We start from the raw sequence: 14,148 nt of genomic DNA on the forward strand, positions 1-14,148 counted from the left end.
AAGGCCTGCGCCCTTTTTTATTGGGCTTTCAAGATGAACTTATGCAGAAGTTCCGGCCAAGCGATGGCGGGGTTCTGAGCTTCAGTTTGACCCGGGCGCCCCATGCCGTAGCCATGATCTTTGCCGGGGAAAATGTGAAGCTCGCAGGGAACCTGGGCCGCGGTGTATGCCTGAGCGAGAATGAAGGAAAGTTTGGCGTCTACGGGATCGAACTGATTTTGGGCGATGAATACAGGTGGGAAATCCTTTTTGACGAGCAACTCGGGAGAGGCCGCCTTGAGGTCTTCGCTCTGTGGATCTTTGCCAAACAGCGCATGGCGAGAACCTTTGTGGGAACTAGGGGCGACCATACTCGCTACGGGATAGATGAGCGCCGCGAAGTTTGGTTTCACAGAAATATCTGTGTTGAGCTCTCCTTCAAAGCTGTCTCCGAATCTTGTGGCGCACATCGAGGCGAGGTGGCCGCCGGCTGAGAAACCTATGACCCCTACTTTTTCCGGATTGAAGCCATAATTCTCTGCAGAGGCTTTCGCGATACGAATACCCTGACGCGCGTCAAGAAGAGGACCCGGGAAGCGAAAGCCCTCATTGCTTCCTTTGGTGACACGGTATCTGACGACAAAAGAAGTGATGCCTCTGGCTGCATAGTAGGCAGCCACATTTTCACCTTCTTTCATATCAGCAAGAACCCGGTAGCCGCCCCCTGGAAAGATGACGAGAGCCTGTCCTGTCGGTTTGCCCATCGCCGGGTAAACGGTAATAGTTGGTTGTGAGGTTTCGGTGATATGACCGGGGTCGAGTTGCTTGTGGGCTTGTGGTTCGAAGTCTTCTGGAAAGCCGGGAACACGATCAGGCCACAGATTGGATTGTTTGCCCGACCCTTGCAGATGGTTCATGGCTTTGGCCATTTCAGACCCGAGCTTGAGCTGTCCATTAGCGTCGTAGTGCACGGTGTCCTTGAGCAGGGTAAAGCCGTCTGTAGAAATCATTTTTGCCAGGCGGATAGCTTCAGGTTTGCCAGATGCCATGTCAGCAGCAGCCATCTGGCTACGAATGTTTTCCCGGTGGGTGAAGCGTTCAAGCGCTGGTTCGTGAGGTAGTACTTGTCCATAGACCATGGGGAGGCGGCTTACTTTGACGTCTTCGGCTAGTCGGTCACGCAGGAGCTTCAAATGCTTGGCGTAGCTATTCGCTGAGACTTCGTTCTTGCTGTCTTGCTCTCCCTGCATCCAGACAAAGCCTTTGATCACTGGCGTGTGGCCCTCAGCTTTGATGGCTTCGATGCCTTTTTGGAAGCGATCAAGCATGGCTCTGTAAAGGCGGCCTTTGTTAGGGTCTTCCGGAGTAAGGCCTGGATAGAAATTGGTGCGCTTAGGTCCAGGCTTTCCACCAAGCCATTTATTGCCGTTCCAGCCGGGGTTGAGAGGCATACCGCTGGCGGCGTATTTGAGCAAGTAGACTGGCTTGTCTGACTGGATGTTCAGGGCAAAGCCGATCTCGGGACCCATTTCGCCTTTGCGGTGTGACGTTTGAGTCTGGCCGATGACGAGAGGAGCGATGTTTTGCCCCCTGTAGATGAAGGTGTTTTTAACGGCTTTGTGATACTCCTTGGGCAAGTTCTTCAGTTTGCCAATGCCTTGCATGTTCGACTGCCCACCGAGCAGGTAGACATCGACTTCGGCGGCTTTGGCCAAGAAGGGAAGGAAGGCGAGTGTGAGGTAGCAGAGTAATTTCATAGTAGAGTGATAAGTAACTTAGTCCTCGAACACGATGGCGCGGTTTCCATCGATGATCGTGCGGTCGTACGCATGGTAACGAATACCGCGGGCGAGCGCGATTCTTTCACAATCGCGTCCCAAACGCATGAGGTCTTGCGGGGAATGAGAGTGCAGTACGCGCTTTACTTCCTGGTCAATGATCGGGCCTGCATCCAGGTCACTGGTGACGTAGTGGCAAGTGGCGCCGATGAGTTTCACCCCACGGTCATAGGCCTGACGATAAGGGTTGGCACCAATGAAGGCGGGGAGGAACGAGTGATGGATATTGATAAGCTTGCCCGCAAACTGGCTGCAGAACCAGTCTGGCAAGATCTGCATGAATCGCGCGAGTATGCCAAGCTCCACTTCTTCATTAATCAGGATCTGGGCAATCTGTTTGAAGCCTTCGGCTTTCTGGTCGCCGTCCATTTCAATGTAATGGAAAGGGATTCCTTCCTTCTCCGCGATGGCCTTGCAGTCTTCACGGTTGCCAATGATGGAGGTGATTTCCAGAGGTAGGTCACCGTGAGCAGCACGCCAAAGAATCTCGTTGAGGCAGTGTGTGGTCTTAGTCACTAGGATAGCTGTCTTCACCTTGAATGGAGCAGGACGGAAGTGCCAGGTGGCATCGAGCGATTCTCCAAGCACCTCGAAGCCTTTGATAAAGGATTCCATGCTGACATCGATCTGGTCGATATCCATTTCTATTCTTGCAAAGAATTTGGCGTCCAGTGAGTTGGTGAATTGGTTGAACTCGAGCAGGTTGCCGCCATGCGAAGCTATGTAACTCGAAATTTTGGCCACGATACCTGGCCTATCTGGACATGAGAGTTTGAGAATAAGCATGGCTTCTTTTGGTTCTGGTTGATGTGATTAGAGCGCTTTCTGAGCGGAACGGTCTCGAGATTAATCATACAGATCGAATCTTGTATCTCAATAGCCTGTCATCTTGCGTCATTTTATCACAAAATAGTACTTCCCTCATGGGGGAGGATGTAGTCTAGAACTTGTTAGTCATGAAAGTAGCGCTTTTTTCAGCCAAGGATTACGAAAAGCCTCTCTTCAGGGAGGTGATGGGGCAGGAGCATGAACTCGCTTTTTACAAGAATCAGCTGCGGGCTGATACCGCTGTCCTGGCAGATGGGGCTGAGGTCGTTGTTTCCTTTGTGAATGATTGTCTGGATCAGGCCTGTCTGGAGCAGCTCAGTGAACAGGGAGTCAAGCTGATCGCACTGCGCTGTGCGGGATACAATCATGTGGATTTGAAAGTGGCTGAGCAACTCGGGCTCAAGGTGGTCCGGGTCCCTGAATATTCACCTTATGCAGTGGCCGAGCATGCGCTGGCATTGCTGCTGGCTGTGAACCGTCACATCCACAAGGCCTATGCACGTGTGCGTGAGAACAACTTTGCCCTGCATGGTCTGATGGGATTTGACCTGAAAGGGAAGACCATCGGAGTCGTAGGCACAGGTAAGATTGGCAGAGTCTTTTGCGATTTGCTGTCAGGCTTTGGTTGTGAGGTGCTCGCCTATGATCCCTATCCCAATGAGGAGCTGAGTTCCCGAGGGGTCGAGTATGTGGCATTACCTGAGTTGATGCAGCGCTCAAAGGTGATCAGTCTGCATTGCCCACTGACTCCGGAGACGCATCATCTGATCAATGACGAGTCATTGGGTCTCTGTTCGGACGGAGTGGTCTTGGTCAACACTTCCCGAGGTGCTCTCGTGGATAGCAAAGCTCTGATCCGGGCACTGAAATCAAAGAAGGTAGGTGCGGTGGCTCTGGATGTCTATGAAGAGGAGGCTGGGATCTTTTTCGAGGATCTTTCGGATCAGGTCATCGAGGATGATGTCCTGATGCGGTTGATGACATTCCCGAACGTGCTGATGACCTCTCATCAGGCTTTTTTCACCCAGGAGGCCATGGTCAATATCGCGGAAACCACGGCAGTCAATATCAGGGCATTCATTGCGGGAGAGCCTCTGGTGAATGAGGTAAAATCGTCCTGATTAAAATTTCTGAAATTTTTTCACGAGAGTGAAAGAAGAATCCACGCGAATCGTATTCAAAAGCAGGTACACTGTAGTAATTCTCACACAGGTTATTTCAGCAATTGGTTTTTTCGTGTGTAGGTAAAAAAGCCGTCTTTGATCACTCAAAGGCGGCTTTTTGTTTTTCTCTGAAGTCAGCTAGAAGCCTAAAGCTGCAATAGGTGGAATTGACAGGCATCCTCCGTATTTTTCTTTGGCCGAGTCTTCCGTCTTTTCATGAGAAAGCTGGGGACTTCATCTGTTTTCTTGAAACAGAATCGCTCGGGAAGCTTGCTGTAAATGGAGCGTGGAGCTCCTGATGCACCGTCGCCTTTGTAGCGGCTGCCACTCTCCGGGGTATGGTAGAAGATATCCCGAATGCCAAGTTCCTCGCGAATGAAGAAAATGGCGGCACTGAGCATGGCTTCATCCCACATCTTGGAGTGGGCCTTCATGTGCCTCTCCCAGTATTGTTCGATAAACTGGGCGGGTAGCTTTTTCTGCCCACACCGTATGAATTTACGTTTCCCTTCACGGATATAATTCAGCCACCACAGGGTTTCCCGGATGCGGTCGTTTTGAATTTCCTCGATGAGAGCTTCACCTTTAGCCAGATCTAGATCGATCCTTGCCCAAGCTAGGGTGCGGTTACGACCCTCATGAATGGGGTGGTAGCGTAGCTCGAAGGGGTCGACATCACGCTCGGGAAGATACTTTTCCAGATAGCAGGCGTCGGCATTGTTCAGGTTGAGCTGGAGCACGAGATTCCAGCTCTCCTTTCCCTTGCGACTAGTTTGGACCCAATCGAATCGGTCTAGAGTCAGGCGAAATGCTTCAGCCTTCTCCGGGTAGAGCATGGCCAGCTGCTCCCTGGAAAGGGTGGTGCTACCCAGACTACCCAACCACGACCTGAGCTGTGGCTTGTTGAGAAGTTTTCCAAAGTTGCTTTGTTTGATCCAGTGAACGGCTTGTGGCTGCTCCAGGGAGTATTTAAGTAGTTGGACTGCATACCAGTCCTTGGCATAGTTGAAGAGAGTGCGCTCCTTGGGCAGGCAGGCGACGATCTCTTCCAGTTCGTCTAGTTTCATCTTGTCTGATGCGCGGAGGTGCCAAGACGTAGGCACAATGATTCCGCGGCTTTGTATCATTTAACATAGCTGCTTGTTCTCACGACACGGGTGGAGAACTTGAATAAGAATGATGCTCGAAACTGCTCTAACGAAATGGTTAGAGCGGAGCATCATCAGCTATGGACAAGAGGGAAAAGCATGGGAGTGAACTTAGGTTCGGAAAGGGAGCATAGCTACCTGAAGCTCAATGTCAAGTTAGGGCGTCTGCTCGTGGGAATAGCTTGTGGGCAAGTTGTGAATGGATTGTGAACAAGTCCTTGTGAATAATTTGTGCGCAAGATGTGGATGAGTTGTGAATAAACCTATTTTTGCAAGAGGGTACAAACATTCTTATTTCAGAGATTTCAACTCTGATGATGGTGACTAAGAAAAGCTACGATGCTTGGATAAAGGACCAGAGAAGCGTGAGTGGCAGCACTATAAATTCAGGTAATAAAAAAGGCGCGGTGGGAACCGCGCCTTTAATGTTTTAATCTTTGTCTTTCTCCTCCTCGTCGTCATCGGCGAACTGGTCGATGCCGGCGCCGATGGCCTTGCCAGTGACGGTGACGGCCGAGCTAGCCACGCTGCCTGCCACTTTGACCGGAGTCGTGATCAGGGCGCAGGAGCTGCAGAGCAGGGGAAGAAGCAGGAGTAGAAGGTAACGCATCGCTCTATTAGTTCGCTACGATGTTAACCAGACGACCAGGCACCACGATCACTTTACGGATCGTGTTACCGTCTGTGTATTGCTTCACGTTCTCGTCGTTCTTGGCGAGTTCCTCGATCTCTTCTTTGGAAGCATCCTTGCCGACCATGAGTTTGGCGCGGACCTTGCCATTCACCTGCACAACGATCTGAACCTCACTCTCGACGAGGTATTCCTCCTTGAAAGTTGGCCAGGTCTGCTCGCAGAGCTGAGTTTCGTTTCCAATGATGGCGTTCAGTTCCTCAGTGAGGTGAGGAGCGAAGGGATTGAGGCACTTGAGGAAGTCGACGAAGAGTGCGGTCGGTACCTTGTCTGCCTTGGTGAAGGCATTGGTGCAGATCATCATCTGGGAAATGGCGGTGTTGAAGCTAAGTTTCTCGATATCTTCGGTGACCTTCTTGATGGTCTCATGAGTGACCTTGAGAAGTTCCTTGTTAGAGGTGGCTTCGTCATCGGTGAGCTTGCCGCTCAGTTTCCAGCTGTCGCCGTCCTGAGTCATGGCCACACGCCAGACTTTGGCAAGGAAGCGGGACACGCCCTCCACGCCTTTCATCTGCCATGGCTTCACCTGCTCAAGCGGTCCCATGAACATTTCGTAGAGACGCAGTGAGTCGGCACCGTAGCCATTGACTACGTCATCCGGGTTGACCACGTTGCCGAGAGACTTGGACATCTTCTGACCATCTTCCCCGAGAATAAGACCCTGGTTGACCAACTTCTGGAATGGCTCGTTGGTGCTCAGGTGACCGAGGTCGAAGAGAACCTTGTGCCAGAATCGGGCGTAGAGCAGGTGGAGCACGGCGTGCTCGGTACCGCCAACGTAGAGATCTACGCCGCCCGGGTTGTTATTGGCACCCATCCAGTATTCCTCGGCTTCCTTGGAGATGAAGCGTTCGGTGTTGTTAGGATCACAGTAGCGCAGGTAGTACCAGCAGGAGCCAGCCCACTGAGGCATGGTGTTGGTCTCACGCTTGGAGGTCTCTGAGTAGTTGATCCACTCGGTAGCCTTGGCAAGCGGGCCTTCCGGAGAACCGGTCGGCTTGAAGTCTTCCATTTCTGGCTGCAACACTGGCAGCTCGGATTCGGAGACAGTCTTGTGCTTGCCATCTTCCCAAAGGATTGGGAAAGGCTCGCCCCAGTATCGCTGACGTGAGAAGAGCCAGTCACGCAGTTTGAAGTTAGTCTTGAAGGTACCCTTCTTGTTCTCCACCAGCCAAGTGATGATGGCTTTCTTGGCATCCTTGGTCTTCATGCCGTCCAGGAAGCCAGAGTTTACGGAAGTCCCATTGCCGGTGAAGCCCTGCCAGTCACTGTCGTCGTTAGGCTGGACCACCTGAATGATTGGCAGCTCGAACTTCTGGGCGAACTCGAAGTCACGCTCATCGTGAGCTGGTACGGCCATGATCGCGCCTGTGCCGTAGCCCATCATCACGTAGTCGGCGATCCACACAGGGATTTTCTCGCCGTTGACCGGGTTGGTGGCATAGGCACCAGTCGGTACGCCGGACTTGTGCTTGTTCAGATCGCCACGCTCGAGGTCGGACTTGAGTGCACAGGCTTTGACATATTCTTCGACAGCATCCTTCTGCTCCGCAGTGGTGATTTGACTTACCAGCGGGTGCTCAGGTGCCAGCACCATGTAGGTGGCGCCGAAAAGTGTATCAGGGCGGGTGGTGAAGACGGTGACTTCATTGCCTTCGATATCGAAATGAACTTCGGCACCAGTGGACTTGCCGATCCAGTTGCGCTGCAGCAGTTTGATAGACTCCGGCCAGTCGAGTGGCTCCAGGTCATCGATCAGGCGCTGAGCGTATTTGGTGATACGCAGCATCCACTGCTTGAGCGGACGGCGCTCCACGATGTGGCCTTTGTTCTTCCATTCTTCGACTTCCTCGTTTGCCAGTACGGTGCCCAGGTCAGGGGACCAGTTCACGGGAGCTTCGGAAACGAAGGCCAAGCGCTCGGCATTAATTTGCTCACGGCTGTAGCCTTTGGCCTCCAGCTCGCTGATTGGGCGGGCGGTCTTGGTATCCTCACAGAAGTAGGAATTGTACAGTTGGATGAAGATCCACTGGGTCCACTTCACGTAGCCAGGATCGGTGGTATTGACCTCACGGTCCCAGTCGTAGCCGAAGCCGAGAGACTTGAGCTGCTTGCGGAAGTTGTTGACGTTCTGCTCGGTGGTGATGCGCGGGTGCTGTCCAGTCTTGATAGCGTATTGCTCGGCAGGCAGGCCGAAGGCGTCCCAACCCATCGGGTGCAGCACGTTGTGGCCGTTCATCTTCTTGAATCGGCCGAGAATGTCTGTAGCGGTGTATCCCTCAGGGTGGCCTACGTGGAGGCCGGCACCGGACGGATAAGGGAACATGTCGAGAATGAAGTACTTCGGCTTGGAGGCATCGAAGTCCGCATCGCCCGGGTTCGGGGTGCGGAAGGTCTTATTCTCGTCCCAGATGGCTTGCCACTTAGGCTCGAAGGTATCGAATGGGAAAGGGTTCATCGCTGTCAGGTCTATTTGTCTGTTAAAGGATTAGCTGGTCCGGCTAGGCGGAACCAATGATTTGCTGCGAGGGGTTTAGCGGATTGGAGGGGATTGAAAAGAAAAACCCTCTAGGCAATGAAGCATAGAGGGTTTGGCTCTCAGCGCGGTGGCGGAGAGCTTACTTGAATTTTAGGTTGCTGGAGGCGCCTTTGATCGTGGTCGGGCCGAAGTTGAGGCCGCTGCCGCCAGTGGTGTCTCCGGTGGCTCCTTTGCTGCTCAAATTAGCCATGAAGGAGATACCTTTGCAGATTTGTGGCCATACAATGAACCAGGTCACAATCTGGAGAAAAGGAAGTAAGAAGCCGATGGCGTGGGTCAGGAAGCCACCCTCGCTCAGGCGGGGAGCATACTTCGTGTTCTCGTAATGAGAGACGACAGTGTTCCACTCCTTGGCCAGCTGACCATAAGCGACGAATACCCAGTACAAGTTAAAGAGAGGGATGAATAGGAAGCCGACTGCTTTCCCTGGAGTGACCGTGGCTCCTCCGGGCTGCAGGCAGTCCCAGGCTCGGTAGAGATAGATAAGTTGAAGAATATTGGCAAAAACCAGCAGGCCCCATCCCACGAATAAGCCAATCATCATGCCGAGACCTGCACCTGTAGTTACTGCGTCGTTTTCCAAGTTGTTGCTGGCAGCCATTGCGCCCGTAATCATCATAGGAATGAGTATACTGGCAATTCCCACAATATAGAGCATGATGAGGGTGCCGAAATTCCCTCCTTTAGCGATAGTGTGTGGGTAGATGCTTGTGGCCGCTGCCGGCTCTTCCCAAGCTTCTGCGTGTTGAGGAGTCTCTGTAGCAGAGACAGGTGAACCCTGGACTGGTGCAGTAGTCGGAGTGGAGGGGATCATCGGGTCCGTCGGGGTGATCACGGGCTGCGCTGCCGGCTCGATGGCCTCGGGCTGGGCGGGAAGGAGGTTTTCCACTGCGCTGGCTGCTACCCACTCTTCCAGACCTTCGGTCCAGACTTGGGTCTCAGTGGTAATGGCTCCAGCTTGTGCCAGTGCTTGCAGGTTTTCAGCGCTTACAGGTCCCTGTTGTTGTCCCTGTTGATCGATGTAATGCCAATTGGGTTCACTCATTTTATATATAGAGTTAGTTGTCTAGTGATTATGCGATAATGATAGAGGTAGGTATATTACTAGTCTGTGGTTAGGATTCTTCCAGTCAGAAATAAAAAAACCGTGTCTAAACGACACGGTTTTTGGGGCTAGATAGTTGATTGAGCTGCGCTGTTATCCGAGAATACTATTCCAGCGAGCGATTTCGCTTCTTACGTTCTCGATGGACGGTGCACCTGGATTGGTACGGGCCTTGAGGGCAGTTTCAAGATTGAACACATCCTTGGCTGTTGCGCCGTAGTGCTCGGAAACTTTGGTGAGGTCGAGCTGATCGAGAGGGGTCTTCGTCTCTACGCTAACAGCGACGGCCTGACCCACGAGTTCGTGAGCAGAGCGGAATGGAACGCCTTCTTTGACCAGATAGTCGGCGAGGTCGGTAGCCAGTAGAAGTGGGTCGGATGCGGCCGCACGGCAATGGTCTACATTGACGACCATGTCTGTGATCATCTCTGCATTCACTGCGAGGGCGATCTTAAGGGTGTCGATGGAGTCAAACAGAGGCTCCTTGTCTTCCTGGAGGTCGCGGTTGTAGGTGAGTGGGAGACCCTTGGCTGCGGTGAGCAGGGAAACGAGGTTGCCATAGAGGCGGCCTGTCTTGCCACGAGTGATTTCACAAACATCCGGGTTCTTCTTCTGAGGCATCAGTGAAGAGCCAGTGGTATGGGCATCCGAGAGAGTGGCAAAGCCGAATTCGCTGGAGCACCAGAGAATGAGATCCTCAGAGAGGCGGGAGAGGTGGGTGCCAACCAAAGCAAACGCAGACAGTAGCTCGATGATGTAGTCGCGGTCAGAGATTGCATCCATGGAGTTGGTGGTGACACGGTCAAAGCCCAGCTCGTCGGCGATCTGCTGGCGGTCGAGATTGATGGTGGAACCTGCGAGCGCGCCGGAACCGAGTGGTGAGACGTTGACACGCTTGCGGGCATCGGCGAGGCGGCCAGTATCTCGTGAAAGCATTTCTACGTAAGCGAGCAGGTGGTGGCCTACTGTCACAGGCTGGCCACGCTGGAGGTGGGTGTAGCCGGGAATGACGGAGTCCGCATATTCCTCAGCTTTGCCTAGGAGAGCCTTCTGCAGGTCTTCAATGAGCTTGGAAATGGTGTCGATTTCCTCACGGCAGTAGAGGCGGGTATCGGTAGCGACCTGATCATTACGGGAGCGAGCTGTGTGTAGCTTGCCGCCAGCAGCACCAATGCGCTTGGTGAGTTCAGCCTCGATATTCATGTGGATGTCTTCGAGCTCGATGGAGAACTCGAACTTGCCGGCATCGATGTCTTTCTCGATCTCACGGAGACCGGATTCGATACTGGAGAATTCCTCATCGGTGAGTAGGCCTGCCTTCAGCTGGGCGCGCGCGTGGGCGATGGAGCCAGCGATGTCATGCTTGTAGAGTCTCCAGTCATAGGAGACGGATTCACCGTACTGTTGTACGAGGTCGGCGGTAGCTTGGGAGAAACGTCCTTTCCACATGCGCTTTGTTTAATCACAGATCAGCCAGATTAACACCGGTTTTTTTGTCAGGAGTGAATTAGGGTAAAGAAAAACGCCCCGCGAAGTGCGAGGCGTTTGTTTTGAGTGGTCGTTTATCCTAAAAATCCTACTTCTTGTGAGGATGCTCCTTGAGGAGTTCGTCAGCCATGTAGAGCTGCTTACGGTCCTTGGTCTCCTCCCTCACTTTCTTCACCATCTCTGGTGTGATGACGGAGGCGTTGTTGCCGAAGCTCTTACGAACGTAGGTCAGAACCGCAGCGACTTCTTTGTCGTCTTCGAGCATGCCGCCGAATGGAGTCATCGCTCCGTTCCACTGCTTGCCCTTCACGTTGATGGGGCCCATCAGACCTTTGAGGGTGAGTTTGATGAGGCGCTCTGGATCCTCGTTAACCCACTTGGTGCCATTGAGGGGAGGGAAGCCGGCTTGCGGGAGTCCCTTGCCATCATCCTGGTGGCAGGTCGCGCAGTGGGCGTCACGGTGGTAGACTTCTTTACCGAGCTTCATGATCTTGAGCATCTCTCCCTTGTAAGCGGCTAGCTCTTTGTCTTCTTTTTCAGCAATCACTTGATTCGTCAGATCGGCATAGACTCTATCGAGCGGTGTCTTCAGCCAGTTGTCGACTGGCTGTTGCTTGGCGATGTCGATGATTTCAAGAGCAGTGTCTTTATCCAACAGAGAGGCGATGGTGATGGCTTCCATCCGGACTTGGCCATGCTTGTCTTGTGCTGCGGCGAGAAGGAGTTCTTTGGTGTTCTTGAATCTGTCCAAGTTGTAGCGCAGTGCATGGTAGGCTGCGGCTCTTACCCGGTAATCCGATGACTGCGTCAGCTCCTGAAGCAGAGAGGTGTCAATCTGGTCTAATCCCCAGCTTACCCAGAGAGCTTCCAGACGATGGCGCTCGTAGTCCGGGTCCTGCTTATTCAGACTGGTTACCCATTTCTGAAGAGCTGGAAGAACTTCGCTAGCATCGTGCCCGCGAAGCTCGCGACGAGTGCGGTAGCGGGTTCGGTACTCTGGAAGCTTGAGGTTCTCGAAGAGCTCCTCAAGTGTAGCGCCAGCCACCTTGGATGGTTTCACGAGTGGGCGTGACGGATAGGTGATGCGGTACACGCGGCCGTGTGCGTGGTCGCGGTATGGGTCACGAGCATTGTGCTGCATGTGGCCAATGAGGGTGTTAGACCAATCGATCAGATAGAGCGAACCATCTGGGGCAAATTCCAGATCGACCGGGCGGAAGTTTCCTTCGGAGGATTTGAGTAAGTCCTGTCGATGGGTGAGCTTGAAGCCTGTGCCGTCTGCTTCCACTTGGTGCTGTTTGGTGCCGAGGAAGCCGATGGTGTTGTTCAGCAAGATGTCGCCTTGTACCTCATCGGGGAAATGTCTGCTGGAAATGATTTCCAGACCAGAGGTAGGACGCACCTTCTGGGCATTCGGAATAAGGTTTGGCGGTGCTTGGTCGCTGCGGTTGTAGTGTGGCTTGGTCGTGGCTGGGATTAGCCAGTTCAAACTTGGGTCAGAAGTGTGCAGGAAGAAGCACTGACCGTAATCATCGAAGGCGGTTCCCCAGGGGTTCGGGATGTTGATCTGAGCGGTGCGCTCAAGTTGCCTTTTCGCAGGGTTGTAGCGCATGAATCCACCGTTGGTGCCGCGGACGGTACCGTAGGCTGTTTCTACATTGGAGCGCAGGAAGACGCCTTCACCCATGTAGATGGCACCAGAGGGATCTGCACAGAAGGCCGATATGGCGTGGTGGGTATCATGATCATCAAAACCACTGAGGATGAATTCCTTCTTGTCGTATTTGTCGTCACCATCAGTGTCCGTTAGTAGAACGAGGGAGTCGGACTGGGATACGTAGACCCCCTCTGGCGCTAGCTCGAAACCAATCGGAATGTGCAGGTCGTTCGCGAAGACAGTCTTTTTGTCTGCCTTGCCGTCATTATCTGTATCTTCAAAGATGAGCAGCGTGTCTGCAGGCTTTGGATCACCAATTTTGTAGTGAGGGTAGGAGGGCATGCATGCCACCCAGAGGCGACCTTTGTTGTCAAAGGAGATCTGAACAGGGTTCGCCAGTTCGGGGAACATTTTTTCATCGGCGAAGAGTTCGATCTTGTAGCCCTCCGGCAGGGTCAGGTGCTTGATGGTCTCCTCACCGGACTTGTACTCGATGTTACCGTTCTTGCCGCTGGGGCGGAAGTTACTTTTGATCTTTGGAAGTTGGTAGGTTTGGGCGTCTGCCGCAGCGACGTCGAATGACTCACCCTGAGCGGTCGCCCAGATGGCTTGGTCTCTGATCGCAGCCATCTCGCGGTTCTTTTTGATCTCGTGAGGATAGTTGTCCGGGCCGAATGGCTTGTAGCGCTGGCCGTAGACGTGAACTCCGTTAGGGATCTTGTAATCCTGGTGCCAGACCCAGTTCTTTTCTTGCACGGCAGCGTGAAGGGCCTTCATGTCAGGTTGTTTGACCTGACTTTTTCCGAACAGTGTACTAGTCAGGTGGTCTGCGAGCTTCTGGTAGCCGGCGTCATTGAGTTGGCGTCCATCGATAGTGAGAGCGTCTTTGCTATCCTTGTACCATTGCTTTGAGGCGGAGAAGAGGTCGACAAAAGGAATCTCCTGTTCCTTGGCTATGCGAGCCATGTATTTGGTGTAGAGGGCAAGGTTGGTATTTTGTACTTTGCCAGAAGGTACATTGATCTCTCCTGACAGATCTTCGACAGCAGTTGGAGAGATGAGAATCACACGGAGAGGCGAATCCTTGCCGTAGTTTTTGGTTTTGAGGTGTTGCAGGTACGCTGTGAGCTCTTTCTCGAATCGGTCGAGATCAGCCTCACCTTGTTCAGCGGAGACAGAGCCAAAGAAGCAGAGCGCCAGGTCAGGTTTGAGTAGATCCTGCCAGGCGTCAGGTGTCGGGTAAAAGCCAACCGGGCCTTTGCTCCAACGGGAATTGGTGGGGGAGGAATAAGCAGGGGAGACCAGGTCTTTGGCTCCAGGGAAGGAGAATTGATCCTTACGCCCGGCATTAGGGCGGAAGCCGGGGGTATTCCCCTCATCGGCTAGATTGCGGATGAAGAGATTGGCCTCTGGAAAGCGGGCATGGAGGGCGGTTTCCAAGTGCCCGAACTTCATCATGCGGGAGGCGACGCCATTGCCTTCGATGACGATACGGGTATTTTTATCCAGTGAAATAGATGGTTGTATCGCGGGAGAGGCTGGAGTGGTTGAGGAGGCTGGTGCTTCGCCCTCTTTTGAGCAGGAGGTAAAGAACCCAGCAGATAAGACCGTGGTTAGAGAGAGCAGATGGTGAATTCTCATGTTAGGATCGAGGTGTGTTATGTGTATGGATGTAGTGAGGATCGAAAAAGGCACTACATGAAGTTGTAGTG

9 protein-coding genes are annotated in these 14,148 nt (G+C 53.1%); 1 reads left to right on the forward strand and 8 read right to left on the reverse strand.

All coding sequences use genetic code 11. The features are described 5' to 3' along the window. Positions 1-17 precede the first annotated feature (17 nt). Complete coding sequence (locus BUB27_RS15860; protein ID WP_143184842.1) at positions 18-1,736, reverse strand: sialate O-acetylesterase; 1,719 nt, start codon at positions 1,734-1,736, stop codon at positions 18-20. 18 nt (positions 1,737-1,754) lie between these two features. Then, positions 1,755-2,603 (reverse strand): formyltetrahydrofolate deformylase, encoded by an 849-nt coding sequence (purU, locus tag BUB27_RS15865; protein ID WP_143184843.1) that lies wholly within the window; start codon positions 2,601-2,603, stop codon positions 1,755-1,757. 170 nt (positions 2,604-2,773) lie between these two features. Between purU and BUB27_RS15870 the strand changes: the two genes are divergently transcribed. After that, a complete protein-coding gene (locus BUB27_RS15870) occupies positions 2,774-3,766 on the forward strand; it encodes a 2-hydroxyacid dehydrogenase (RefSeq protein ID WP_143184844.1) in 993 nt (330 codons plus the stop codon). Between the two features lie 188 nt (positions 3,767-3,954). On the opposite strand, the gene BUB27_RS15875 is transcribed toward BUB27_RS15870, so the two are convergent. The 6 genes from BUB27_RS15875 to BUB27_RS15900 form a co-directional block, all read right to left on the reverse strand. Then, positions 3,955-4,875, reverse strand: coding sequence for a hypothetical protein (locus tag BUB27_RS15875; protein ID WP_143184845.1), 921 nt, complete (start codon positions 4,873-4,875; stop codon positions 3,955-3,957). 511 nt (positions 4,876-5,386) lie between these two features. Beyond that, positions 5,387-5,566 carry a DUF6726 family protein gene (locus BUB27_RS15880; RefSeq protein WP_143184846.1) on the reverse strand — a complete coding sequence of 60 codons (180 nt, stop codon included), beginning with the start codon at positions 5,564-5,566 and terminating at the stop codon, positions 5,387-5,389. 7 nt (positions 5,567-5,573) lie between these two features. Continuing rightward, positions 5,574-8,105, reverse strand: a complete 2,532-nt coding sequence (leuS, locus tag BUB27_RS15885) for a leucine--tRNA ligase (protein WP_143184847.1) — start codon at positions 8,103-8,105, stop codon at positions 5,574-5,576. Positions 8,106-8,265: 160 nt separating this feature from the next. Continuing rightward, complete coding sequence (locus BUB27_RS15890) at positions 8,266-9,231, reverse strand: DUF4339 domain-containing protein (protein WP_143184848.1); 966 nt, start codon at positions 9,229-9,231, stop codon at positions 8,266-8,268. A 153-nt stretch (positions 9,232-9,384) separates the two neighbouring features. Next, positions 9,385-10,740 (reverse strand): argininosuccinate lyase, encoded by a 1,356-nt coding sequence (argH, locus tag BUB27_RS15895; RefSeq protein ID WP_143184849.1) that lies wholly within the window; start codon positions 10,738-10,740, stop codon positions 9,385-9,387. A gap of 127 nt (positions 10,741-10,867) precedes the next feature. Continuing rightward, positions 10,868-14,077: a PVC-type heme-binding CxxCH protein gene (locus BUB27_RS15900; RefSeq protein ID WP_143184850.1), complete on the reverse strand. Its 3,210-nt coding sequence runs from the start codon at positions 14,075-14,077 to the stop codon at positions 10,868-10,870. Positions 14,078-14,148 lie beyond the last annotated feature (71 nt).

Origin of the sequence: Rubritalea squalenifaciens DSM 18772, assembly GCF_900141815.1 — a bacterium.
GTDB lineage: Bacteria > Verrucomicrobiota > Verrucomicrobiia > Verrucomicrobiales > Akkermansiaceae > Rubritalea > Rubritalea squalenifaciens.